The organism is Pseudomonas sp. LBUM1640 (assembly GCF_059716225.1).
In genome coordinates this window covers 5,976,645-5,998,792 of sequence record NZ_CP166816.1, presented here as the reverse complement: position 1 = coordinate 5,998,792, position 22,148 = coordinate 5,976,645, and the positions used below count along the sequence as shown (strand labels likewise).

The window sequence follows — 22,148 nt, the reverse complement described above, 5'->3', positions numbered from 1 at the left end:
GCGTGTAGGCTAGGGGCGAATAATTTGTCGCAAATAACAATTGCCGGGAGTCGCCCCATGCAACGTTCCATTGCCACCGTTTCCTTGAGCGGCACCCTGCCGGAGAAGCTCGAAGCCATTGCTGCCGCCGGTTTTGATGGGGTTGAGATCTTCGAGAACGACTTGTTGTATTACGACGGCAGCCCGCGTGAAGTTAGGCAGATGTGCGCCGACCTGGGCATCGCCATCACCTTGTTCCAGCCGTTTCGCGACTTTGAGGGCTGCCGCCGCGACCGCCTGGCGCGCAACCTGGAACGCGCCGAACGCAAGTTCGACCTGATGCAGGAACTGGGCACCGACCTGGTGTTGGTGTGCAGCAATGCCTCGGCCGATTGCGTCGGCGACGAGCCTATTTTGCTCGACGACCTCGGCCTGCTCGCCGAGCACGCCGGCCGCCGTGGCCTGCGCATCGGTTATGAAGCGTTGGCCTGGGGCAAGCATGTGAACACCTGGCAACAGGTGTGGAATCTGGTGCGTCAGGTCGACCACCCGAGCCTCGGCGTGCTGCTCGACAGCTTCCACACCCTGTCGCTCAAGGGCGACCCGAGTGCAATCGCCCAGATCCCGGGTGACAAAATCTTCTTTGTGCAAATGGCCGATGCGCCGATCCTGGCCATGGATGTGCTGGAGTGGAGCCGGCATTTCCGCTGCTTCCCGGGGCAGGGCGAGTTCGACCTGGCGGGCTTTCTTGCGCCAATTCTCCAGAGTGGCTACACCGGGCCGCTGTCCCTGGAAATTTTCAACGATGGGTTCCGCGCGGCACCCACGCGGGCCAATGCGGCGGATGGCTTGCGCTCGCTGCTTTATCTCGAAGAGAAAACCCGTCAGCGCCTGGCGCAGGAGCAACCTGCCAAGGCGGTCGACATTCTGTTTGAGACCCCGGCTGCCAGCGAATACGACGGCATCGAATTCCTCGAATTTGCCGTGGACGAAAACCTCGGCGCCAAGCTCACGCAATGGCTGGAGCGCCTCGGGTTCGTCAAGGCCGGGCAGCACCGCTCCAAGAGCGTGAGCCTGTTGCGCCAGGGTGACATCAACCTGATCCTCAACTGCGAGCCCTATTCCTTTGCCCACAATTTCTTCGAAGCCCACGGGCCGTCGTTGTGTGCCACGGCGATTCGGGTCAAGGACAGCGCCAAGGCGTTGCAGCGGGCGGTGGCTTACAAGGGCCAGCCCTATCGCGGCCTGGTCGGGCCGAATGAACTTGAGTTGGCCGCCGTGCGTGCGCCGGACGGCAGCCTGATTTACCTGGTGGACCCAAGCGAAGGGGGGCTCTACGACACTGATTTCAACCTGCAAGCCGCCACCGCCTCGAGTGGCGGCTTGCTGCGCATCGACCATATGGCCATGGCACTGCCGGCCGACAGCCTCGACAGCTGGGTGCTGTTCTACAAGAGCCTGCTGGATTTCGAAGCCGATGACGAAGTGGTGCTGCCCGACCCTTACGGCCTGGTCAAAAGCCGCGCGCTGCGTAGCCGTTGCAGCTCGATTCGCCTGCCGTTGAATATTTCCGAGAACCGCAACACCGCCATTTCCCACGCATTGTCCAGCTATCGTGGCTCGGGCGTGCACCACATTGCCTTCGACTGCGCGGATATTTTCGCCGAGGTGAGCCGGGCCAAAGAGGCGGGCGTACCGTTGCTGGACATCCCGCTCAACTACTACGACGACCTGGCGGCGCGGTTTGATTTCGACGACGAGTTTCTCAGCGAACTGGCCTACTACAACGTGTTGTACGACCGTGACGCTCAGGGCGGTGAGCTGTTTCACGTGTACACCGAGCCCTTCGAGGGGCGGTTTTTCTTCGAGATCATTCAGCGCAAAAACGGTTATGCCGGGTACGGCGCGGCCAACGTGGCGGTGCGTCTGGCGGCGATGGCCAAGTCACGCAGCGGCGCAGTGCGCCAAGCACGGTTATGACTGACGGCCAGGTGCTTCCTTCGGGGAGCGCCTCGGCTCATAATCGCGGCCTGCACAACAAAAATGGCCGTGAGCGCACCATGACCCTGACCCCCGACCTCTCCGCTGTGTCAGACGCACCGCGCAAGAGTCGTAAGAACAACCCGGAAAAGACCCGCGAAAACATCCTTCAGGAAGCCATCGTCGAGTTTGTCCAGCAGGGCCTGTCCGGTGCTCGCGTCGATGCTATTGCCGAACGCATTCACACCTCCAAACGCATGATTTATTACTACTTCGGCAGTAAGGAGCAGTTGTACGTCGAGGTGCTGGAGAAGCTCTACGGCGACATTCGCAATACCGAAACACGCATGAACCTCACCGCCCTGGAACCGCGCGAAGCGATACGGCGGCTGGTGGAATTTACCTTTGATCACCATGACCAGAATGTGGATTTCGTGCGAATCGTCAGCATCGAAAATATCAACAACGCCGAGTACGTAAAGCGCTCGGATTCGATCAAGGCGATGAACAGCAATATTCTTGAGGGGCTGGGGGCGACGTTGCGGCGGGGCGCTGAGATGGGTTTATTCCGCCAGGGGTTGGAACCGTTGGACGTGCACCTGCTGATCAATTCATTCAGCTTTTACCGAGTGTCCAACCGCCACACGTTCAGTGAGATCTTTCAGATCGAGCTGTCGGATGAGGCGGTTAAACAGCGGCACCGGGAGATGATTTGTGAGTCGGTGATGCGTTACCTGCAGGCGTGAATCCAGCGGGCTACCCCTGTGGGAGCGGGCTTGCTCGCGAATGCGGTGTGTCAGTCAATACATCCGGTGGCTGAAACACCGCTTTCGCGAGCAAGCCCGCTCCCACCGTTTCGGTTTCGGCAATCAGAGATTCATGCTCTGGAAGTGCGCCAACATTCTCTGTGCATCCGGCGTCTCGCCACTGAATAACTCAAACGCCTTCACCGCCTGAAACACCGCCATGTTGCCGCCATCCAGCGTGCGGCACCCCAGGGCGCGGGCGTTGCGCAGCAGCTCGGTTTCCAGCGGGAAATACACGATTTCCGCGACCCATAATTCTGCCCGCAACAGGGCAGGCGGCACCGGCGTGCCGGGCAGTTTGGCCATGCCCATCGGCGTGGTGTTGACCAAGCCGTCCGCCTCGGCCATGGCGTTTTCCAGGTGGTTGCCGACCTGGGCGCGACCGCTGCCGAAACGCTGCGTCAAGTTATCCACAAGGTCGCGCGCGCGAGCCTTGTCTACATCGAAAATGCTCAAGTGCTCCACGCCTTCTGCCAGCAACGCATGGGCCACCGCCGCGCCCGCACCGCCGGCGCCCATCTGCACCACACGTTGGCGGGCGACGTCATTCAAATTGCGCCGAAAGCCTTCGGCGAAGCCCAGGCAATCGGTGTTGTGACCGATGCGTTTGCCGTGCCTGAACACCACGGTATTGACCGCGCCAATGCCTCGGGCTTCGTCGGATAATTCGTCGAGCAGCGGCAGAATCGCCTGCTTGCATGGGTAGGTAATGTTCAACCCGGTGAACTGCATCAGCTCCGCCGCGTCCAGCAGGTCGGGCAGGGCGGTGATGCTCAGTTGCAGTGGTTCCAGGTCGATCAGGTGATACAAATAACGCAGGCCCTGAGCGTCACCTTCCTGCTCATGCAGGGCGGGAGTGCGGGAGGCCTGGATGCCCGAGCCGATCAAGCCGGCGAGGATGCGCGGTTTCATCGAGCTTATCCCTTCAAGGTGTGGCTGAAGTGTTCCAGGGCCAGGTGGTAGCCGTGGCTGCCGAATCCGGCGAGCACCGCCTTGGCGATGGGCGACACAAAGGAGTGATGCCTGAACGCCTCACGTGCGTGCACGTTGGATAAATGCACTTCGATCACCGGCACTTCACTGGCCACCAGCGCGTCGCGAATCGCTACCGAGGTGTGGGTCCAGGCCGCGGGGTTGATTACGATGCCGGCGCAACGGGCGCGGGCGCCGTGGATCCAGTCAAGCAGTTCGCCTTCGTGGTTGGTCTGGCGGAACTCGATTTTCAGCCCGAGTTTTTCTGCGCTGCGGCCACACAGGGTGGCGATGTCGGCCAGGGTTTCATGGCCGTAGGTGGCGGGCTCGCGAGTGCCGAGCAGGTTGAGGTTGGGGCCGTTGAGCACCAGCACGATAGGCGGCATTGGGGAGTTCTCCACAGTTCTTATTGGTTGTGAAGATAAAATGTACTGGATGGTTAATTTGGTCAATTGATGGCGGCGGATGTGTTCGATTATCGAACTGTTATTCATTGCGTGACTGGTTGCGCAGGACGGCGCCTTGCGGGAGCTCGCTATGGCCAGCAACCCTGAGCTCAAGCCCAGCACGACGCGCGGGGTCTTTCCAGCCGTCGGCATGAGTGGTTACAACCCAGCGTTCGCCGGGTTGTTCATCGTTACTAATCTGTGAAACAGCTTCTGGATTTTGGAGCCGGTTGTCGGGCTGCACGAGGAAAAGTGTTACCTGACGGAAAATAACCTAACGGATGGGTTACGATGAGAGTAGGTGCTTACAAGGGATATGTGATTTCAGTGTTTCTAAGGGATGAGCATTGCCCGCCGCATGTGCATGTCAGGGGCAAGGCATGGGATGCACGGTTTCGTTTCAGTTTTCTGGATGGGGACGTGGAGTTGTGGGACATAGAGCCTGAACGGAGGCAGCCACCCACAGCGGTCCTGAAGGAAATACGCGAGGCAATAATGCAGCGGCACTACTTGGCGCGGGCACGCAGGATTTGGTGGGAGAAACTGCAAACGGTTTGCCTGGAGAATCATTCCTGGGATTGGGACGCTGGTGAGTTGGTTCCAGGGCTGGTCATTCGACGTGGTGTCTATGTCATCGCAAGCGCTTGGCACGACGTCGTGGAGCAACGGACAATTTTGAATCTGGTAAGAGCGCCAGATTGCGTGGGGATTAATTTATGAAAATCGTAAAAGCCAAAACGGTGCCCTATAAACCGCTCACTGAGGCGGATGTCGACAAGGCAATAGCCCGTGGGCGCAAATTGAAGCGTCTGTACGCCAACGCCAGCAATGTGCGTTACGAAGACGCGTGCATTTCCATCGGCTTCAGCGACGGTAGCCGCGTCGTGTTGCCGGTGGCCGGCCTGCCGGAGTTCGACGGGTTTTCCTTGGAGGATTTCCAGCAGTTGGAGGTTGGTTTTGGCGGCAAGGCACTTTGCTGTGAGGCCAAGGACCTGGATGTTTCGATCACAGGCCTGATCGCCACAAGCCAGCCCTTGATGGACCTGGCCACAAGCCTGGTAGCCTCGCGCAACGGTCGCAAAAGCAGCGCCGCCAAGTCGGCGGCCGCCCGAGCCAATGGCAAGAAGGGCGGTCGACCACGCAAGAAGGAAGAAGAGGGCGTTGAATTACCGCCGGGTCAATAACACCCCGGATTCCATATGGTGTGTCCACGGGAACTGGTCAAACATCGCACACTGGGTAATCTGGTGCGTGTCATGCAGTTGCGCAATGTTCGCGGCCAGGGTTTCCGGGTTGCAGGAGATGTACAGGATGTTGTCAAAGCGACGGGTCAGCTCGCAAGTGTCTGGGTCCATGCCGGCGCGCGGCGGGTCGACGAAGACGCTGCCGAATTCGTAGCTTTTCAGGTCGATGCCGTGCAGGCGTCGGAACGGGCGCACTTCGTTGAGCGCCTCGGTGAGTTCTTCGGCAGACAAGCGCACCAAGGCCACGTTATCCACGGCGTTTTCATCGAGGTTGCTCAGGGCCGCATTCACTGAGGTCTTGCTGATCTCGGTGGCCAGCACTTTGCGCACACGGGTTGCCAACGGCAGGGTGAAGTTGCCGTTGCCGCAGTACAGCTCCAGTAAATCATCCGGTCGATCGCCCAAGGCTTCAAATGCCCAGTTGAGCATCTTCTGGTTCACCGTGCCGTTGGGCTGGGTAAACGCGCCTTCAGGTTGGCGATAGCTGAACGTGCGGCCGCCAACCTCGAGTTTTTCCACCACATAATCGTGGCCGATCACATCGCGCTTGCCCTTGGAGCGGCCGATGATGCTCACATTCAAGTCGGCCGCCAGCTTGTTTGCGGCGGTGTGCCAATGCTCGTCCAGCGGGCGGTGATAACACAGGGTGATCATCGCGTCGCCGGCCAACGTGGTGAGGAACTCCACCTGGAACAGCTTGTGGCTCAGGGCGGCGCTGCCTTGCCAGGCGGCCTTGAGTTGCGGCATCAACTGGTTGATGCGTGCACTGGCGATGGGGAACTCTTCGATCAGGATAGGCGTGCGCTTGTCGTCCTGGGAAAACATCGCGTAGTGGCGCTCGCCACCTTCGCGCCACAGGCGGAACTCCGCGCGCAGGCGGAAGTTCTGCAGCGGCGAATCGAATACCTGCGGCTCTGGTGCGTCGAACGGTGCCAGCAGGTCACGCAAGCGCGTGACCTTGTCTTGCAGTTGAGCGGTGTAGCTTGCGGCGTCAAAAGTCATGCGTTGAACCAGCCCAGCTTGATCACAAACAGAATCGACAGGATCACCAGTGCCGGGTTCAGCTCACGGTAGCGGCCCGAAAGCAGCTTGATGGCGGTCCAGGCGATGAAACCGAAGGCGATGCCGTTGGCGATGGAGTAAGTGAAGGGCATCGCCAGGGCGGTGATCACCACCGGCGCTGCAACAGTAATGTCGTCCCAGTCGATTTCGGCCAGGCCCGAGGTCATCAGCACGGCCACGAACAGCAGCGCTGGTGCGGTGGCGAAAGCAGGCACGCTGGCCGCCAGTGGCGAGAAGAACAGCGCCAGCAGGAACAGGATCGCGACCACGACGGCGGTCAAACCCGTACGGCCACCGGCGCTCACGCCTGCAGCGGATTCGATATAGCTGGTAGTGGTCGAGGTGCCCAGCAGCGAACCGGCCATGGCGGCGGTGCTGTCGGCGATCAGCGCACGGCCCATTTTCGGCATGTGGCCGTCCTTGCCCATCAGGCCGGCGCGCTTGGCGACGCCGATCAGGGTGCCGGAGTTGTCGAACAGGTCAACGAACAGGAACGCGAAGATCACGCTGACCAGGCCGATATCCAGCGCGCCTTTGATATCCAGCTGCAGGAAGGTCGGGGCCAGGGATGGTGGCATCGAGATCACGCCGCCGAACGGGGTGACATTCAACAGGATCGAGACAATGGTCACCGCCAGGATGCCGATCAGCACCGCACCGCGTACGGCCAGGGCTTCCAGCGCAACGATGAGGATAAAACCAAAGGTGGCCAGGATAGGCGCTGGTTTTTTCAGGTCGCCCAGGCCCACCAGGGTGTTTGGGTTGCCGACCACGATGCCGGCGTTATGCAGGGCAATCAGCGCAAGGAACAGGCCGATACCGGCAGCAATCGCCGAACGCAGGGGCAGCGGGATGCTGTTGATGATCCACTCACGGATACGGAAGATCGACAGCAGGAAGAACAGCACCGCCGAAATGAATACCGCGCCCAGCGCGACTTGCCAGGTGTGGCCCATGTGCAGGACCACGGTGTAGGTGAAGAAGGCGTTGAGGCCCATGCCCGGTGCCAGCGCGATCGGGTAGTTGGCGATCAGGCCCATCACGGTCGAACCGATGGCGGCGGCCAGGCAGGTCGCGACAAACACCGCGCCCTTGTCCATGCCGGTCTCGCCGAGGATGCTCGGGTTCACGAACAGGATGTAGGCCATGGCCAAAAAGGTCGTGATCCCCGCGAGAATCTCGGTGCGCACATTGGTGTTGTGTGCCTTGAGTTGAAACAGCTTTTCCAGCATGCCGGCTCCCTGTGACGCTATTTTGCGTCGTTATTTGTTGACCTCTAAGTCAAAGCACAAACTGCGCCAAGCGGCTGTGGTTTCAGAGAGGATCGGAAAAAGCGGCGCATCATACCAGCAGCCGACGGCCAGTGGCGCATAGGCTTGGTTTTGATGGTGCATGGCCTTGGGGCATACTGCGCCGACGTTTAATACAGGGTCGTTAACAGCATGAAAAAAGCCAACGCCAGCAGTCTAGCTCTGTTCGCCGTTATCGGCCTGGGGCTGGTGGCACCGGCTTGGGGCGCGACTGCACCGCCCTTGAGCGAGGTGCGCGTATTCAAGGTTGAGTCGGCCGGTTGCACTGAAACCATTCCTGAACGGGCGAGCAGTACCCAGATGTGCACGCACCGTGGGCCAACCAAGGTTTCGGTGATGGAGGTCGGCCTGGGCAAAAGCCCGATGGGCCGTTTCGATGGTGCGCAGTTGAACGGGCAGCGCACGCCGGTGTGCCAGGTCGGCACCATCAGCGAAGTGTGTAATGGCGCCGGCACCGTGATGGGCTACATCTATGTATTCGACGTGAATGTCCAAGCGCCTGGCTGGTTCGAATACAGCAATGCCTCGATCAACGGCCCGCAAAATGCCCTGAAAACGCTGCTCAATATCCGCTGATCAATTGCCTTGAACGCTCAATACCCCGAGAAGTCGTACCCCTTAAGACGGCGACTTTCCTGAACGCCGCGGATGGATACCAACCCGTGAGGTGTTTATGAGCGCAACCCCCAATGGCGCGGCGGCCAAGCCGTTCGTCAGCCACCCGATACGCTTGACCCTGAACGGCCAGGATCGCCAACTGGACGTGTTGCCCTGGACCACCTTGCTCGACCTGCTGCGCGAACAGCTGGATTTGGTCGGCAGCAAAAAGGGTTGCGACCACGGCCAATGCGGCGCCTGCACCGTATTGCGCGATGGCAAACGCGTGAACGCCTGCCTCACCCTGGCGGTGATGTGCGATGGCGCCGAGCTGATCACCATCGAAGGCTTGGCGCAGGGCGACGTGTTGCACCCGATGCAGCAGGCCTTTATCAAACATGACGCCTTCCAATGCGGTTACTGCACCCCCGGCCAGATCTGCTCCGCCGTCGGCCTGGCCAATGAGGGCCGCGCCCACGACACCGCACAGATCCAGGAACTGATGAGCGGCAACCTCTGCCGCTGCGGCGCCTACAACAACATCCGCGATGCCATCGAAGACGCCTTGCCGGCCTGCCGCGCCCAGGGAGGTGAGCAATGAACCCCTTCCAGTACAGCAAGCCGGCCGATGTGCACGAAGCCGTGCACCTGAGCAGCGCCGCGTCGCGCTTTATCGCCGGTGGCACCAACCTGCTGGACCTGATGAAAGAAAACATCAGCCGCCCCGAACACTTGATCGATATTACCGGCCTGCCGTTGCACGAGGTTGAAGAAACCGCCGAAGGTGGCCTGCGCATCGGCGCCTTGGTCAGCAACGCCGACTTGGCCTGGCACCCGCTGATCGAGCAGCGTTACCCATTGCTGTCCCAGGCGATCCTGGCCGGCGCCTCGCCGCAACTGCGCAATATGGCCAGCACTGGCGGCAACCTGTTGCAGCGCACCCGTTGTTACTACTTCTATGACGCCAGCGTGCCCTGCAACAAGCGTGAGCCTGGCAGCGGCTGCCCGGCACGCACCGGCTTGAACCGCATCCACGCGATCCTCGGCGCCAGCGAACACTGCGTGGCCACGCACCCCTCGGACATGTGCGTCGCCTTGGCAGCGTTGGACGCGCGGGTACACGTGGAAGGCCGGGGTGGCGCGCGGGTCATCGAGTTTGCCGACTTCCATCGACTGCCGGGCGATACGCCGCAGCGCGACAACCTGCTGGCCGACGATGAGTTGATTACCGCCATCGAGCTGCCCGCCGACCATCTGGCCAGTCACAGCCATTACCTGAAAATCCGCGACCGCGCCTCCTACGCCTTCGCCCTGGTCTCCGTCGCCGCCGCCCTTGAACTGGACGGCGACCGGATCGTCGATGCACGCCTGGCCCTGGGCGGCGTGGCGCACAAACCGTGGCGTGACCGTGCGGTGGAAGCCGCGCTGATCGGCCAGTCTGTCAGCCGTGAAACCTTCAGCAACGCTGCCGATGCCCTGCTGCAAGACGCCGAGCCCTTGGAACACAACGGCTTCAAGATCAAGTTGGCGCGCCGTGGAATCATTCGCGCCCTGAGCGACGCCGCTGTCGCAGGAGAACGCTCATGACCGCTATCGGCAAACCCCTGGACCGCGTCGACGGCCTGCTCAAAGTGACGGGCCAGGCGCGTTATGCCGGCGAGTTTCCAGACGAAGGCTTGCTGCATGGCAGTGTGGTCTGCAGCACCATCGCCAAAGGCCGGGTCGTCAGGATCGATGCTTCCAAAGCCCTGGCACTGCCGGGCGTGGCGATGGTGCTGGATCACCTCAACCGGCCCAAACTCGCCAGCTACGATGACGCCTTCGCCGACGCGGATGCGGCGGATGGCTCGCCGTTTCGCCCGCTGTATAACGACCGCGTCCTGTATAGCGGCCAGCCCTTGGCCCTGGTGATCGCCGATAACCTGGAGCTGGCGCGGCATGCCGGCTCTCTGGTCGAGATCGAGTACGCCCGCGAAGCCTTTGAAACCGACCTGTTGGCCATGCAGGAACAGGCGCACCCCTCGCCGCAAACGCCACCCAAGCCACGCGGCAACTTCCAGGCCGAATGGGCTGCCGCCGCTGTGAGCCTGGACGTGCACTACAGCACGCCCATCGAACACCACAACCCGATGGAACCCCACGCCAGCACGGTGCTGTATCAGCCGGACGGCACCCTGCATATCCACGACAAGACCCAAGGCCCGCAGAACTGCCAGGCCTACGTGCAAAAAGTCTTCGGGCTGGATAAAAGCCAAGTGCGGATTTTCGCCGCGTTCGTCGGTGGCGCCTTCGGCTCAGGCCTGCGCCCGCAATACCAGTTGCCGCTGGCGGTGATGGCCTCGCTGGCGCTCAAGCGGTCGGTGCGCGTTACCCTGACCCGCCAGCAGATGTTTACCTTCGGCTACCGGCCGCGCACCTTGCAGCGCTTGCAGATGGGCGCCGCTGCTAATGGTCGGCTGCTGGCGCTGGGGCACACCGCGATTGGCCAGACTTCACGCTTTGAGGACTTCAGCGAGCACGTGGTGGAATGGAGCGCCATGCTCTACCACTGCGACAACGTGCAGTTGACCTACAAGCTGGTGCCGCTGGATGTGTTCACGCCGCTGGACATGCGCGCGCCGGGTGCCGCGCTGGGCGTGATCGGCCTGGAATGCGCCATGGATGAACTGGCCAGCGCCTTAGGCATAGACCCGGTGCAACTGCGCTTGATCAACTACGCCGAACGTAACCAGACCGAAGACAAGCCGTGGTCGAGCAAAGCCCTGCGCGAATGCTACAGCGAAGGCGCCGAGCGTTTCGGCTGGAGCCAGCGCAACCCGGAGCCGCGCAGCATGCGTGAGGGCAGCCAGTTGATCGGCTGGGGCATGGCCGGGGGCGTATGGGAAGCCATGCAGATGAAGGCCAGCGCCAAGGCGCGGATCGACGCCGAGGGCAAATTGACGGTGAGCAGCGCCACCACCGATATCGGCACGGGCACTTACACAGTGATGACTCAGATTGCCGCCCAGACCAGCGGCGTGCCGATGGCCGACATTAGCTTTCTGCTGGGGGACTCGTCATTGCCCACGGCGCCATTGCAGGGCGGCTCGTTCACCGTGTCGTCCGTCGGCACCGCCGTGCAGCAGGCGTGCGAGGCACTGAATGCCAAGCTGCTGGAGACCGCCCGGCAGACCTATCCGGTATTCAAGGATGCTGAGGTGGTGCGCTTTGAAAACGGCCAACTGCATACTGGTGACGTGCGTGTGTCGCTGGCGCAACTGGTTAAAGACAGCGGCGAAGACGCCTTGCAAGTGCAGGTCGACAGCACACCTGACAAAAAGCGTGAAGGCTATGCGAGCGCTACCCATTCGGCGGTGTTTGTCGAGGTTCGTGTCGACGAAGACCTGGGCACCATCAAGGTCAGCCGGGTGGTCAGCGCGATTGCGGCAGGGCGCGTGGTCAACCCGAAGATGGCCCGCAGCCAGATCCTAGGCGGCGTGGTGTGGGGGATTGGCATGGCGCTGCATGAAGAGACCCAGGTCGACCATCAACTGGGGCGCTACATGAACCACAGCCTGGCCGAGTACCACATCCCGGTAAATGCCGACATCGGCGAGATTGACGTGATCTTTGTCGAAGAACACGACGAAGTCGTCAACGCCCTCGGGTCCAAGGGCGTTGGCGAGATCGGCATAGTCGGGGTGGCGGCGGCGGTGGCGAATGCGATTTATCACGCCACCGGCAAGCGTGTGCGGGACTTTCCCATCACGCTGGATAAGGTGCTGTAACCCAAACCTTAAAACCACCGAAGAACAAAATGTGGGAGCGGGCTCGCTCGCGAATGCGGTGCATCAGTCAATACATTAGGTGACTGACACGCGGTATTCGCGAGCAAGCCCGCTCCCACATTTACTGTATTCCAACATCAGGTCAGGCGGTGAGGCTTAGACCTTGGCCTCTTCCACCGGCACATGCATGCGGTCGCGGTTGGCCAGGGTCGGGAACAATTTTATCCACACCCCAGTGACCAGCAGCGTACCGATCCCGCCCATGACCACGGCGGGTACGGTGCCGAACCAGTGGGCGGTGATCCCCGATTCAAACTCGCCGAGTTGATTGGAGGCGCCGATAAACAGGCCATTGACTGCACTCACCCGGCCGCGCATTTCATCGGGCGTCTCCAATTGCACGAACGATGCGCGGATCACCATGCTGATCATGTCCGCAGCGCCCAGCACCACCAACACCGCCAGCGAGAACCAGAACGACGTCGACAGGCCGAAGGCAATGGTCGCCACGCCAAACACACCGACGGCCGTAAACATCACACGCCCAACCTGTCGGTCCACCGAGAACCGCGCCAGCCACAACGACATCAACAAGGCGCCCACCGCCGGTGCCGAGCGCAGCAGGCCCAGGCCCCAGGCGCCAGTCAGCAAGATGTCTTTGGCAAACACCGGCAGCAACGCGGTGGCGCCGCCCAGCAGCACGGCGAACAGGTCCAGAGAAATGGCGCCGAGGATGTCCGGGCGGCTGCGGATAAAGCGAATCCCGGCCAGTAAGGAGTCCATGGTGGCCTTGGCTTTATTCAGTGGGGTCTGACGCGCGGGCAGATTAAGGGTCAGCACGCAGGCGATCAGGTACAGCGCCACTGTTGGGCCATACACCCACACGCTGCCAAAGGCATACAGCAAACCGCCCAAGGCCGGTGCGACGATGGTCGCCAATTGCTGCGCCGATTGTGATGAGGCCACGGCCCGTGGGAACAGCACGCTGGGCACGATGCTCGGCAGCAGTGCCTGCGTGGTGGGCATTTCAAACGAGCGCGCGGCGCCGAGCAGGAAGGCGAGGATGAAGATCATCTCGCGGGTCACGTTGCCGGTCAGGCCGCCAATGGCCAGGGACAAGGCAATCAACGCCTGCACGGTCTGGCAGATGGCCGCGACCTTGCGCCGCTCATAGCGATCGGCCACATGCCCGGTGTGCAACATGAACAGTACGCGGGGGATGAATTCCACCAGGCCGACCAAGCCCAGGTCCAACACATTGCCGGTCAGTTGGTAGAGGTTCCAGCCGATGGCCACGGTGAGCATCTGGAAACCGCTGGCGGTGAAGATCCGCGCCAGCCAGAACGCGATGAAAGGGCGGTGGTGACGCAACAGCAACGCAGGTTCACTAGGCATCGGCAATAAAGGTCAGGAGCGGAGGGAACGGCGAGATTAGCATCAAGCTGTAACAAATAGTTGCGAGAACTCGACTGAGGCAGCCTGTCACGCGGCAAAAGACCACACAGTCCTACAGCCAAAATGGGACTACTCTTTCAGCAATGCTTGATCCAGATCAAAACCAGCCCCGGGATTGTTCTGGCGGCCGAAAGGCCAGATTCCCTACGTGGTGGGTAAAAAAAGAAACGAATTGAAATTCGCCACACTCCATATCCGTGGGGGCAGTGGGTGCAGGCTCCCAGCCCGCAGCCGGTATTACCTGACAGAGGAAGACTTATGTTCGGTTTGGAGGCGCTAGATCTCGCCCGAATTCAATTCGCGTTCACCATCTCGTTCCACATCCTGTTCCCGGCGATCACCATCGGCCTGGCCAGTTACCTTGCGGTGCTGGAAGGCTTGTGGCTCAAGACCCATAACGACACCTACCGTGACCTTTACCATTTCTGGTCGAAGATCTTCGCCGTCAACTTTGGCATGGGTGTGGTCTCAGGCTTGGTCATGGCCTACCAGTTCGGCACCAACTGGAGCCGCTTCTCGGACTTCGCCGGCGCCGTTACCGGGCCGCTTCTTACCTACGAAGTGCTCACGGCCTTCTTCCTTGAGGCCGGTTTCCTCGGGGTAATGCTGTTCGGCTGGAACAAGGTGGGGCGCAAACTGCACTTCTTTGCCACGGTGATGGTGGCCGTCGGCACGTTGATCTCGACCTTCTGGATTCTGGCGTCCAACAGCTGGATGCAGACGCCGCAAGGCTTTGAAATCATCGATGGCCGCGTGATTCCGACCGACTGGCTGGCGGTGATCTTCAACCCGTCGTTCCCCTACCGCCTGATGCACATGGCCACGGCGGCCTTTGTGGCCACTGCGTTTTTCGTCGGTTCTTCGGCGGCCTGGCACTTGCTGCGCGGCAAGGACAACCCGGCGATCCGCACCATGTTGTCGATGGCGATGTGGATGGCCCTGATCGTGGCGCCTATCCAGGCGGTGATCGGTGACTTCCACGGCCTTAACACGCTCAAGCATCAACCGGCGAAGATCGCCGCGATTGAAGGCCACTGGGAAAATATCGGCAACGAGCCGACGCCGCTGATCCTGTTCGGCTGGCCCGACATGAAAGCCGAGAAAACCAAATACGCGGTCGAAATTCCGTACCTCGGCAGCCTGATCCTGACTCACTCGCTGGACAAACAGGTGCCGGCGCTCAAGGACTTCCCGCCGGAAGATCGGCCTAATTCGACCATCGTGTTCTGGTCGTTCCGGGTCATGGTCGGCCTGGGCTTCCTGATGATCTTCACCGGTTTGTTCAGCCTGTGGCTGCGCCGGGGCGACAAGATGTACACGTCCAAACCGTTCCTGTACCTGGCGCTGTGGATGGGCCCGTCCGGCCTGATCGCGATTCTCGCCGGTTGGTTCACCACCGAAATCGGCCGCCAGCCGTGGGTGGTCTACGGGCTGATGCGCACGGCGGATGCTTCGTCCGGGCATAGCCTGGCGCAGATGACGATCACCCTGGTGCTGTTCGTGGTGGTGTACTTCGCGCTGTTTGGCGCAGGGTTGGGCTACATGATGCGCCTGGTGCGCAAAGGGCCGCAGACCCACGAAGGTTCCGAGCCAACCCATGGTGGCCCTGGCCAGAAACGTACGCCGGCCCGTCCGTTGTCCGCTGCCGATGATGGCAGCGATGACGACCACGCCCACATCCAGCACAAGGGGAATTGAGATGGGTATTGATCTTCCGCTGATCTGGGCCGTGATCATCATCTTCGGCATCATGATGTACGTGGTCATGGACGGCTTCGACCTGGGTATCGGCATTCTCTTCCCGTTTATTCCGGGCAAAGTCGACCGTGACGTGATGATGAACACCGTCGCGCCGGTTTGGGACGGTAACGAAACCTGGCTGGTACTCGGTGGCGCGGCGTTGTTCGGCGCGTTCCCGCTGGCCTATTCGGTGGTGTTGTCGGCGCTCTACCTGCCACTCATCCTGATGCTGATCGGGCTGATCTTCCGCGGTGTGGCCTTCGAGTTCCGTTTCAAGGCCAAGGACGACAAGCGTCACCTGTGGGACAAGGCGTTTATCGGCGGCTCTATCGCGGCGACGTTCTTCCAGGGCGTGGCGCTGGGGGCGTTTATCGATGGCATCCCGGTGGTTAATCGCCAATTTGCCGGTGGTTCGCTCGACTGGGCCACGCCGTTCACGATGTTCTGCGGCGTTGCGCTGGTCATTGCGTATGCCTTGCTCGGCTGCACCTGGCTGATCATGAAGACCGAAGGCAAGTTGCAGGAGCAGATGCACAACCTGGCGCGGCCGTTGGCCTTCGTGGTGTTGGCGGTGATCGGTATCGTCAGCCTGTGGACGCCGCTGGCGCACCCGGAAATCGCCTCGCGCTGGTTCACCCTGCCGAACCTGTTCTGGTTCCTGCCGGTGCCGATCCTGGTGCTGGTGACCATGTACGGGTTGATCCGCGCCGTGGCACGTAATGCGCACTACACGCCGTTCCTGCTGACGCTGGTGCTGATCTTCCTCGGTTACAGCGGCTTAGGCATCAGCCTGTGGCCGAACATCATCCCGCCGTCAGTATCGATCTGGGACGCTGCTGCACCACCGCAAAGCCAGGGCTTCATGCTGGTGGGCACCTTGTTCATCATCCCGTTCATCCTGGGTTACACCTTCTGGAGCTACTACGTGTTCCGCGGCAAGGTCACCCACGAAGATGGCTATCACTAGGAGGGGCGTTTTATGTCCGGCAAACCGTCGTTGCACGAGATTGAACAGGCCGAGAAACAGCCGTTATGGCGGCGCCTGGGGTGGCTGGCGATGATCTGGACCGGCAGTGTGCTGGCCCTGTTTGTCGTCGCCAGCCTGATGCGTATGTTCATGAGTGCGGCGGGTCTGACTACCCACTGACATCCCAATCCGGGCCTTGCGGCCCGGCTTTCAGCCCTGTCGCTCGTAAGAGAGGCAGGGTTTTTTTATTTGCGCGCTTTGAGGATCACGAATTTCGGCGTGGTGGCCACTTGTTCGACGCCACGGAACAACCGCGCCAGCTTGGTGTGATAACCCAAGTGACGGTTGCCGACTATATAGAGGGCACCGCCAACCACCAGTGATGCTCGCGCCTGCTGGAACATGCGCCAGGCGAGGAAGTCGCCGACCACTTGCTGTTGGTGGAAAGGCGGGTTGCACAGCACCACGTCCAGGGAGTCTGGTGCCTGGCCAGCCAGGCCATCGTCGGCGCGGACCACAACATCGCGCGCACCGAGAGCCGCCTGCCAATTCTCGAGCGCTGACTGCACGGCCATGTAGGACTCATCCACCAAGGTGTAGTGCGCGTCGGGGTTGTGCAGCGCGCTGGCAATCGCCAACACGCCGTTCCCGCAGCCCAGGTCCGCCACGCGGGCGCCGCCCAGATTTTTTGGCAAGTGCGGGAGGAAGGCGCGGGTGCCGATGTCCAGGCCTTCGCGGCAAAACACGTTGGCGTGGTTGAGCAATTCGATGGCCGGTGTATCCAGGGCGTAACGGGTCGGGTAGGGCGACACGGCGGTTGGGCGGCTTTCAACCGTCGCAATCAGCAGCCGGGCTTTTTTTACCGCAAGCGATGCGTGCATCGGGCCGATGTAACGCTCCAGCAATTCGCCTGCTGCCCGAGGCAAGTGCTTGACCATCGCCCCGGCGATCACTTCGGCGCCCGGCGCCAACTGCCCTTGCAGGCGGATCAGTTGCTCCTCCAGCAGTGCCAGGGTTTTGGGTACGCGGATCAGTACGCGGTCGAACGGCCCCACCGGCACCTGGCTGGCGGGAACAAACGCCACCGCATCAAATGTCTTGCCATTGCGCACCAGGTTTTTCTCAAGGCCTAGGGCTGCAAGAAACGAATCGCCGCTGGACGTGAGCTGCACTTGGCCTTCCAGGCTGGCCGCCAAGGCGCCGAAGCTGTCATTGAGCACCAGCACGCGGGTTGCAGCGCTGGGCTGCTGCTCGGCCAGATGACTGAGCAAGTACTCGTCGGCGGCATCGAAGGCCTGCAGTGGGTCATTGTGTTGTTCAGGCTGGCGGATCAGGTCGAGCTGGGCGAAGGGGCTGTCAAGCAGGGGCATGGCGGGGCAGGCTCTGGGTCATCGATGGGTGTTCGGCGGGTGTTGGCAGCCGGCGCAACCGTCTGAGTGAACTGCGAGGCGACTTCCGCAACGGGAACTGCGTCAACACTCAGAATTGGCCGTAAATGTTACTTTTTTTTCGATGAGATTACATGCGGTGTTTCCAAAGCGGCTAAAACAACCCCGCTTTCGATGCACAGAGCACGGCGGCGATCTTATTATTGACTCCCAGCTTCTTGAGGCAGCTGCTGATATGAAAGCCCACGGTACGCTCTGACAGGCATAGGATCGTGGCGATGTCCGACGCAGTCTTGCCCATGGCTGACCATCTGAGGATTTCGGTTTCTCGTGGGGTCAACTTGCAAGGCGGCGTGATGCTCGGCGTGTCGGCATATTTTTGGGCTACCACTGCGTGCATGGCATGACAAAGCCACAGTACTTGGCCGGCTTTCTCGTAAAGTTCTTCGGGGCTGACGTTGCCGGTATGTCGACCCAGGGTCAGCATGCTGAACACCCCTTGGAAGTCATGCACTGCCTGGCTCCATCCCAAGTGCACACCAAACGATTGGGCCAACGCCCATAAATCCGGTGAGTTACTGAAGGCTTTTTCCTCCCACACGATTGGCAAAACACTGCGCTTACAGTGGGCTACTACGGGGTCTACATCAAAGAAATGCGCTTGTTTATACAGTGCGTTCCATTCGTTTGGATAGTTGTTTAGGTTGATCGGCTTCGTTTGATTAGTTGATTGTTGTGAACTCATCGTGAAGGAACAGTATTCAAATCCGAGCTGGTAGGTGTGATTGATGACCATCTCATAAACAGTGGTGATCTTGTTTTCACCTTCCAGTTTGGGGAGTCTTGTGTTGCGCCAGTTAACCATCGGTAACTCTCCATGGGTGTGGTGTGACTTGGGTACGTCCTGGCTCCCAATGCGGCACGGAACAGAGTGTAGGACAAGTCCTACAAATTTTGTGTGAAAAAAATTTGTCGCTTATCCGTATTTAATTTTCTCTAACGTGTACAGAGTTACGATTTTTGTACAGGTGGCCTTGTTGCAGGGAAAATTCTATTAGTTTTAACGGCTTGAAGGTGATGTTAAATTGATGGCTTTAGATTCGGCGCGTCATCTAATGACGTGAAGTTAGCGAGGAAATAGCTAAATGATTAGTTCGAACTAGATAGGCGCCCAGGATGTAACTGTTACAACTAGGTAACAGTCCTAAGCTCACCCTTGTCTGCAGCATGTGGAACAGGGGCAATGCCAGTACAAACCAACGGTGTTTCCCGGCGCGACTTTGAGGGACACTAGGGCACCTGTTAAACGGAGCCCCCCATGACGGCCAGTGCTGAGAAATTTACCCGCCAGACCTTGCTCGATGTGCAATCACTGACCCCCAGCCTGTTTACCTTGCGCACCACGCGGGACCCGGGTTTTCGGTTTACGGCAGGCCAGTTCGTGCGCTTGGGCGTGGCTAAGGCGGACGGCAGCACCGTGTGGCGGGCCTACTCCATCGTGTCCTCACCGTTTGACGAACACCTCGACTTCTTCTCTATCGTCGTACCGGGTGGCGAATTCACCAGTGAGTTGAGTCGCCTGCAGGTCGGCGATACGTTGTTGGTAGAACGCCAAGCCACGGGCTTCCTGACCCTGAACCGCTTTGTGGACGGGCGTGATTTGTGGTTGCTGGGCACGGGGACTGGCGTGGCGCCGTTCCTGTCGATCCTGCAGGACTTTGAGGTGTGGGAAAAATTCGAGCGCATTGTTCTGGTGTACAGCGCACGGGAGGCCAAGGAGTTGGCCTATCAGGCGTTGATCAAGGAACTGGGCGAGCGTGAGTACTTGGCCGAGTATGCTCACAAGCTTATCTACATACCCACCGTGACCCGTGAGCAGCATCCGGGGGCACTGAACGGGCGCATTACCACGTTGATCGAAAATGGTGAACTGGAGCGCACCGCTGGCGTCGAGTTGACCCCGCAGCATTCCCGCGTGCTGATTTGCGGCAACCCGCAGATGGTCGATGACACCCGCCAACTGCTCAAGCAACGCGACATGCAACTGAGCCTGAGCCGGCGTCCTGGCCAGGTGGCAGTGGAAAATTACTGGTAACCCCGCGGTTAAAAAAAAGGCGCCTGAAACAGGCGCCTTTTTTTGCCAAGCCCGTGCTGATTAAAGCGGCTTGTCGTTCTGTGCCTTGAGCAGATCGCGGATCTCACCCAGCAACACTTCTTCCTTGCTCGGCGTTGGCGGCAGGGTAGGTGCCACCGCCTCTTCGCGCTTCAGGCGGTTGATCGCCTTCACACCCATGAAGATTGCAAAGGCTACGATCACGAAGTCGATCACGCTCTGGATGAACTTGCCGTACGCCAGGACAACGGCGGGTATATCGCCCTGCGCTGCTTTGAGCGTTACCGCCAAGTCCCCGAAATCCACGCCACCGATCAATAGGCCAATAGGTGGCATCACCACGTCGCCCACAAACGAGGAAACAATTTTGCCGAAGGCGGCGCCGATGATGATACCGACGGCCATATCGACCACATTGCCTTTGACCGCGAAGGCCTTGAACTCACTGATCACGCCCATAGGTTATTCCTTGTTACAGATGAGAAGGGTGGAGGTCAGTGTAAGTCAGTCGTAGAAGGCTTGCTCGACACAACCGTTAACACTGTCAGTTTTTATCGACACATTAAATCGCAAATAGTTTGCAAAGTGCCACCAATCGCGCGCGGAATACTCGCTATTTCAGCGGCTTACCACCGTATTTTCTTAATCGACCCGGTGGTGTTTTTCTATTTATCTTCTGACTCGCGGGTCACTAGCCTCTGGCAAGCACAACTGAATGTGCACTAAAAAAACCAGAGGAAACCTCGATGAAGAATCCAATGAAGCGTGGCCCGGTATTCGCGCGGCATGCGCTGATACTGGCAAGCGCCAGCCTGCTTTCGCTTTCCGTACAGGCCGCCAACCTCACGCGCGATAACGGCGCCGCCGTTGGCGACAACCAGAACTCGCAGACGGCCGGTGCCAATGGCCCGGTGTTGCTGCAAGACGTGCAATTGATTCAAAAACTGCAGCGCTTTGATCGTGAACGCATTCCAGAGCGAGTCGTACACGCCCGTGGCACCGGCGCCCACGGCACCTTTACCGTCATTGACAACCTCAGCGACCTGACCAAAGCCAAAGTCTTCGCGGCCGGTGAGGCCACGCCGGTGTTCGTGCGGTTCTCCGCCGTGGTCCACGGCAACCATTCCCCGGAAACCCTGCGCGACCCGCGCGGCTTCGCCACCAAGTTCTATACCGCCGAAGGTAACTGGGACTTGGTCGGCAATAACTTCCCGACGTTCTTTATTCGCGATGCCATCAAGTTCCCGGACATGGTTCACGCGTTTAAACCCGACCCACGGACTAACCTGGACGACGACTCTCGCCGCTTCGACTTCTTCTCCCATGTACCCGAGTCCACCCGCACACTGACCGAGCTGTACTCCGACTCCGGCACCCCGGCCAGTTATCGTGAAATGGACGGCAATGGCGTACATGCCTACAAGTTGATCAACGCCAAGGGCGAAGTGCACTACGTCAAGTTCCACTGGAAGAGCCTGCAAGGCATCAAGAACCTCGACCCCAAGCAAGTTACCGAGGTGCAAGGGCGTGACTACAGCCACATGACCCATGACTTGGTTACCCACATCAACAAGGGCGAGTTCCCCAAGTGGGACCTGTACGTGCAAGTGCTCAAGCCTGAAGACTTGGCCAAGTTTGACTTCGACCCATTGGACGCCACCAAAATCTGGCCGAACGTGCCCGAACGCAAAGTCGGGCAGATGGTGCTGAACCGTAACCCGGCGAATGTCTTCCAGGAAACCGAGCAAGTGGCCATGGCCCCGGCCAACCTGGTGCCGGGCATCGAGCCGTCGGAAGACCGCCTGCTGCAAGGCCGAGTGTTCTCCTACGCCGACACGCAGATGTACCGCCTGGGGCCGAACGCCCTGCAACTGCCGATCAACGCACCACGTGTCACCGTCAACAACGGTAACCAGGACGGCGCGATGAATTTCGGCAAAACCACCACCGGCGTGAACTACCAGCCAAGCCGCCTGTTACCGCGCGAGGAGCCGCAAACCGCGCGCTACAGCCAGTCGGCGCTGTCGGGCAGCACCCAGCAGGCGAAGATCCAGCGTGAGCAGAACTTCAAGCAGGCCGGTGATTTGTACCGCTCCTACAGCAAGAAAGAGCGTCAGGACTTGATCGACAACTTCGGTGGCTCGCTGGCCACCACCGACGATGAGAGCAAGCACATCATCCTGTCGTTCCTTTACAAGGCAGACCCGGAGTACGGCACCGGCGTGACCAAGGTCGCGAAGGGTGATTTGGCGCGCGTGAAAGCGTTGGCAGACAAACTGACTGACTGACGTTGGTTCCGGTCGGCGCCCTTGCACGGGCGTC

General features: G+C 60.1%; 21 protein-coding genes. 13 read left to right on the top strand and 8 right to left on the bottom strand.

The genetic code is table 11. The features are described 5' to 3' along the window. The first annotated feature begins 57 nt into the window (after positions 1 to 57). Together quiC and ACA065_RS26625 are read left to right on the top strand one after the other, a co-directional pair. On the top strand, positions 58 to 1,959 hold the full coding sequence (gene quiC / locus ACA065_RS26630) for a 3-dehydroshikimate dehydratase QuiC (RefSeq protein WP_497692190.1): 1,902 nt from the start codon (positions 58 to 60) through the stop codon (positions 1,957 to 1,959). A gap of 80 nt (positions 1,960 to 2,039) precedes the next feature. Next, a complete protein-coding gene (locus ACA065_RS26625; protein ID WP_497692189.1) occupies positions 2,040 to 2,705 on the top strand; it encodes a TetR/AcrR family transcriptional regulator in 666 nt (221 codons plus the stop codon). A gap of 123 nt (positions 2,706 to 2,828) precedes the next feature. Here the strand turns inward: ACA065_RS26625 and ACA065_RS26620 are convergent, their stop codons facing one another. Then, positions 2,829 to 3,677: a shikimate dehydrogenase gene (locus ACA065_RS26620; RefSeq protein ID WP_497692188.1), complete on the bottom strand. Its 849-nt coding sequence runs from the start codon at positions 3,675 to 3,677 to the stop codon at positions 2,829 to 2,831. A 5-nt stretch (positions 3,678 to 3,682) separates the two neighbouring features. After that, a complete protein-coding gene (gene aroQ / locus ACA065_RS26615) occupies positions 3,683 to 4,123 on the bottom strand; it encodes a type II 3-dehydroquinate dehydratase (protein WP_497692187.1) in 441 nt (146 codons plus the stop codon). 351 nt (positions 4,124 to 4,474) lie between these two features. Here aroQ and ACA065_RS26610 point away from each other — a divergent pair, with 351 nt between their 5' ends. Both ACA065_RS26610 and ACA065_RS26605 read left to right on the top strand, forming a co-directional pair. After that, positions 4,475 to 4,903 (top strand): DUF4160 domain-containing protein, encoded by a 429-nt coding sequence (locus tag ACA065_RS26610; protein ID WP_497692186.1) that lies wholly within the window; start codon positions 4,475 to 4,477, stop codon positions 4,901 to 4,903. Further along, on the top strand, positions 4,900 to 5,367 hold the full coding sequence (locus ACA065_RS26605; RefSeq protein ID WP_497692185.1) for a DUF2442 domain-containing protein: 468 nt from the start codon (positions 4,900 to 4,902) through the stop codon (positions 5,365 to 5,367). The genes ACA065_RS26610 and ACA065_RS26605 overlap by 4 nt, the downstream gene beginning before the upstream one ends. On the opposite strand, the gene trmA is transcribed toward ACA065_RS26605, so the two are convergent. Beyond that, the gene (trmA, locus tag ACA065_RS26600; protein ID WP_497692184.1) at positions 5,350 to 6,429 is read right to left on the bottom strand and encodes a tRNA (uridine(54)-C5)-methyltransferase TrmA; all 1,080 of its coding nucleotides are present in this window, start codon (positions 6,427 to 6,429) and stop codon (positions 5,350 to 5,352) included. The genes ACA065_RS26605 and trmA overlap by 18 nt on opposite strands. Further along, on the bottom strand, positions 6,426 to 7,721 hold the full coding sequence (locus ACA065_RS26595) for an NCS2 family permease (protein ID WP_446434880.1): 1,296 nt from the start codon (positions 7,719 to 7,721) through the stop codon (positions 6,426 to 6,428). The genes trmA and ACA065_RS26595 overlap by 4 nt, the downstream gene beginning before the upstream one ends. Positions 7,722 to 7,931: 210 nt before the next feature. On the opposite strand from ACA065_RS26595, the gene ACA065_RS26590 reads away from it, so the two are divergent. The 4 genes from ACA065_RS26590 (at position 7,932) to ACA065_RS26575 (ending at position 12,163) form a co-directional block, all read left to right on the top strand. Beyond that, a complete protein-coding gene (locus tag ACA065_RS26590) occupies positions 7,932 to 8,375 on the top strand; it encodes a DUF4879 domain-containing protein (RefSeq protein ID WP_497692183.1) in 444 nt (147 codons plus the stop codon). Positions 8,376 to 8,472: 97 nt separating this feature from the next. Beyond that, positions 8,473 to 8,997 carry a (2Fe-2S)-binding protein gene (locus ACA065_RS26585; protein WP_497692182.1) on the top strand — a complete coding sequence of 175 codons (525 nt, stop codon included), beginning with the start codon at positions 8,473 to 8,475 and terminating at the stop codon, positions 8,995 to 8,997. Beyond that, the gene (locus ACA065_RS26580; protein ID WP_497692181.1) at positions 8,994 to 9,983 is read left to right on the top strand and encodes an FAD binding domain-containing protein; all 990 of its coding nucleotides are present in this window, start codon (positions 8,994 to 8,996) and stop codon (positions 9,981 to 9,983) included. Before ACA065_RS26585 ends, ACA065_RS26580 begins: the two co-directional genes overlap by 4 nt. After that, a complete protein-coding gene (locus ACA065_RS26575) occupies positions 9,980 to 12,163 on the top strand; it encodes a xanthine dehydrogenase family protein molybdopterin-binding subunit (RefSeq protein ID WP_497692180.1) in 2,184 nt (727 codons plus the stop codon). Before ACA065_RS26580 ends, ACA065_RS26575 begins: the two co-directional genes overlap by 4 nt. Before the next feature lie 156 nt (positions 12,164 to 12,319). On the opposite strand, the gene ACA065_RS26570 is transcribed toward ACA065_RS26575, so the two are convergent. Next, a complete protein-coding gene (locus ACA065_RS26570; RefSeq protein ID WP_497692179.1) occupies positions 12,320 to 13,558 on the bottom strand; it encodes an MFS transporter in 1,239 nt (412 codons plus the stop codon). 318 nt (positions 13,559 to 13,876) lie between these two features. On the opposite strand from ACA065_RS26570, the gene ACA065_RS26565 reads away from it, so the two are divergent. Genes ACA065_RS26565 through ACA065_RS26555 form a run of 3 tightly spaced genes read left to right on the top strand, consistent with a single transcriptional unit; the run spans position 13,877 to position 16,505 of the window. Further along, positions 13,877 to 15,316: a cytochrome ubiquinol oxidase subunit I gene (locus tag ACA065_RS26565; protein ID WP_497692178.1), complete on the top strand. Its 1,440-nt coding sequence runs from the start codon at positions 13,877 to 13,879 to the stop codon at positions 15,314 to 15,316. Position 15,317: 1 nt separating this feature from the next. After that, positions 15,318 to 16,325, top strand: coding sequence for a cytochrome d ubiquinol oxidase subunit II (gene cydB, locus ACA065_RS26560; RefSeq protein WP_497692177.1), 1,008 nt, complete (start codon positions 15,318 to 15,320; stop codon positions 16,323 to 16,325). A 12-nt stretch (positions 16,326 to 16,337) separates the two neighbouring features. Further along, positions 16,338 to 16,505, top strand: coding sequence for a DUF2474 domain-containing protein (locus ACA065_RS26555; protein WP_071489954.1), 168 nt, complete (start codon positions 16,338 to 16,340; stop codon positions 16,503 to 16,505). A 65-nt stretch (positions 16,506 to 16,570) separates the two neighbouring features. Here ACA065_RS26555 and ACA065_RS26550 read toward each other — a convergent pair whose 3' ends face one another. Beyond that, the gene (locus ACA065_RS26550) at positions 16,571 to 17,695 is read right to left on the bottom strand and encodes a methyltransferase (protein ID WP_497692176.1); all 1,125 of its coding nucleotides are present in this window, start codon (positions 17,693 to 17,695) and stop codon (positions 16,571 to 16,573) included. A 172-nt stretch (positions 17,696 to 17,867) separates the two neighbouring features. Further along, on the bottom strand, positions 17,868 to 18,578 hold the full coding sequence (locus ACA065_RS26545) for a helix-turn-helix transcriptional regulator (RefSeq protein WP_497692175.1): 711 nt from the start codon (positions 18,576 to 18,578) through the stop codon (positions 17,868 to 17,870). 453 nt (positions 18,579 to 19,031) lie between these two features. Here ACA065_RS26545 and ACA065_RS26540 point away from each other — a divergent pair, with 453 nt between their 5' ends. Further along, complete coding sequence (locus ACA065_RS26540; RefSeq protein WP_497692174.1) at positions 19,032 to 19,808, top strand: ferredoxin--NADP reductase; 777 nt, start codon at positions 19,032 to 19,034, stop codon at positions 19,806 to 19,808. A 60-nt stretch (positions 19,809 to 19,868) separates the two neighbouring features. Here the strand turns inward: ACA065_RS26540 and mscL are convergent, their stop codons facing one another. Continuing rightward, positions 19,869 to 20,285 (bottom strand): large-conductance mechanosensitive channel protein MscL, encoded by a 417-nt coding sequence (gene mscL, locus ACA065_RS26535; protein WP_048724535.1) that lies wholly within the window; start codon positions 20,283 to 20,285, stop codon positions 19,869 to 19,871. A 287-nt stretch (positions 20,286 to 20,572) separates the two neighbouring features. On the opposite strand from mscL, the gene katB reads away from it, so the two are divergent. Continuing rightward, on the top strand, positions 20,573 to 22,114 hold the full coding sequence (gene katB / locus ACA065_RS26530) for a catalase KatB (protein ID WP_497692173.1): 1,542 nt from the start codon (positions 20,573 to 20,575) through the stop codon (positions 22,112 to 22,114). Positions 22,115 to 22,148: the final 34 nt, after the last annotated feature.

Excerpts from the sequence above, each read along its gene's own strand:
- quiC (WP_497692190.1), top strand. The coding sequence starts at position 58 with ATGCAACGTTCCATTGCCACCGTTTCCTTGAGCGGCACCCTGCCGGAG.
- ACA065_RS26625 (WP_497692189.1), top strand. The coding sequence starts at position 2,040 with ATGACCCTGACCCCCGACCTCTCCGCTGTGTCAGACGCACCGCGCAAG.
- ACA065_RS26620 (WP_497692188.1), bottom strand. The coding sequence starts at position 3,677 with ATGAAACCGCGCATCCTCGCCGGCTTGATCGGCTCGGGCATCCAGGCC.
- aroQ (WP_497692187.1), bottom strand. The coding sequence starts at position 4,123 with ATGCCGCCTATCGTGCTGGTGCTCAACGGCCCCAACCTCAACCTGCTC.
- ACA065_RS26610 (WP_497692186.1), top strand. The coding sequence starts at position 4,475 with ATGAGAGTAGGTGCTTACAAGGGATATGTGATTTCAGTGTTTCTAAGG.
- ACA065_RS26605 (WP_497692185.1), top strand. The coding sequence starts at position 4,900 with ATGAAAATCGTAAAAGCCAAAACGGTGCCCTATAAACCGCTCACTGAG.
- trmA (WP_497692184.1), bottom strand. The coding sequence starts at position 6,429 with ATGACTTTTGACGCCGCAAGCTACACCGCTCAACTGCAAGACAAGGTC.
- ACA065_RS26595 (WP_446434880.1), bottom strand. The coding sequence starts at position 7,721 with ATGCTGGAAAAGCTGTTTCAACTCAAGGCACACAACACCAATGTGCGC.
- ACA065_RS26590 (WP_497692183.1), top strand. The coding sequence starts at position 7,932 with ATGAAAAAAGCCAACGCCAGCAGTCTAGCTCTGTTCGCCGTTATCGGC.
- ACA065_RS26585 (WP_497692182.1), top strand. The coding sequence starts at position 8,473 with ATGAGCGCAACCCCCAATGGCGCGGCGGCCAAGCCGTTCGTCAGCCAC.
- ACA065_RS26580 (WP_497692181.1), top strand. The coding sequence starts at position 8,994 with ATGAACCCCTTCCAGTACAGCAAGCCGGCCGATGTGCACGAAGCCGTG.
- ACA065_RS26575 (WP_497692180.1), top strand. The coding sequence starts at position 9,980 with ATGACCGCTATCGGCAAACCCCTGGACCGCGTCGACGGCCTGCTCAAA.
- ACA065_RS26570 (WP_497692179.1), bottom strand. The coding sequence starts at position 13,558 with ATGCCTAGTGAACCTGCGTTGCTGTTGCGTCACCACCGCCCTTTCATC.
- ACA065_RS26565 (WP_497692178.1), top strand. The coding sequence starts at position 13,877 with ATGTTCGGTTTGGAGGCGCTAGATCTCGCCCGAATTCAATTCGCGTTC.
- cydB (WP_497692177.1), top strand. The coding sequence starts at position 15,318 with ATGGGTATTGATCTTCCGCTGATCTGGGCCGTGATCATCATCTTCGGC.
- ACA065_RS26555 (WP_071489954.1), top strand. The coding sequence starts at position 16,338 with ATGTCCGGCAAACCGTCGTTGCACGAGATTGAACAGGCCGAGAAACAG.
- ACA065_RS26550 (WP_497692176.1), bottom strand. The coding sequence starts at position 17,695 with ATGCCCCTGCTTGACAGCCCCTTCGCCCAGCTCGACCTGATCCGCCAG.
- ACA065_RS26545 (WP_497692175.1), bottom strand. The coding sequence starts at position 18,578 with ATGGTTAACTGGCGCAACACAAGACTCCCCAAACTGGAAGGTGAAAAC.
- ACA065_RS26540 (WP_497692174.1), top strand. The coding sequence starts at position 19,032 with ATGACGGCCAGTGCTGAGAAATTTACCCGCCAGACCTTGCTCGATGTG.
- mscL (WP_048724535.1), bottom strand. The coding sequence starts at position 20,285 with ATGGGCGTGATCAGTGAGTTCAAGGCCTTCGCGGTCAAAGGCAATGTG.
- katB (WP_497692173.1), top strand. The coding sequence starts at position 20,573 with ATGAAGAATCCAATGAAGCGTGGCCCGGTATTCGCGCGGCATGCGCTG.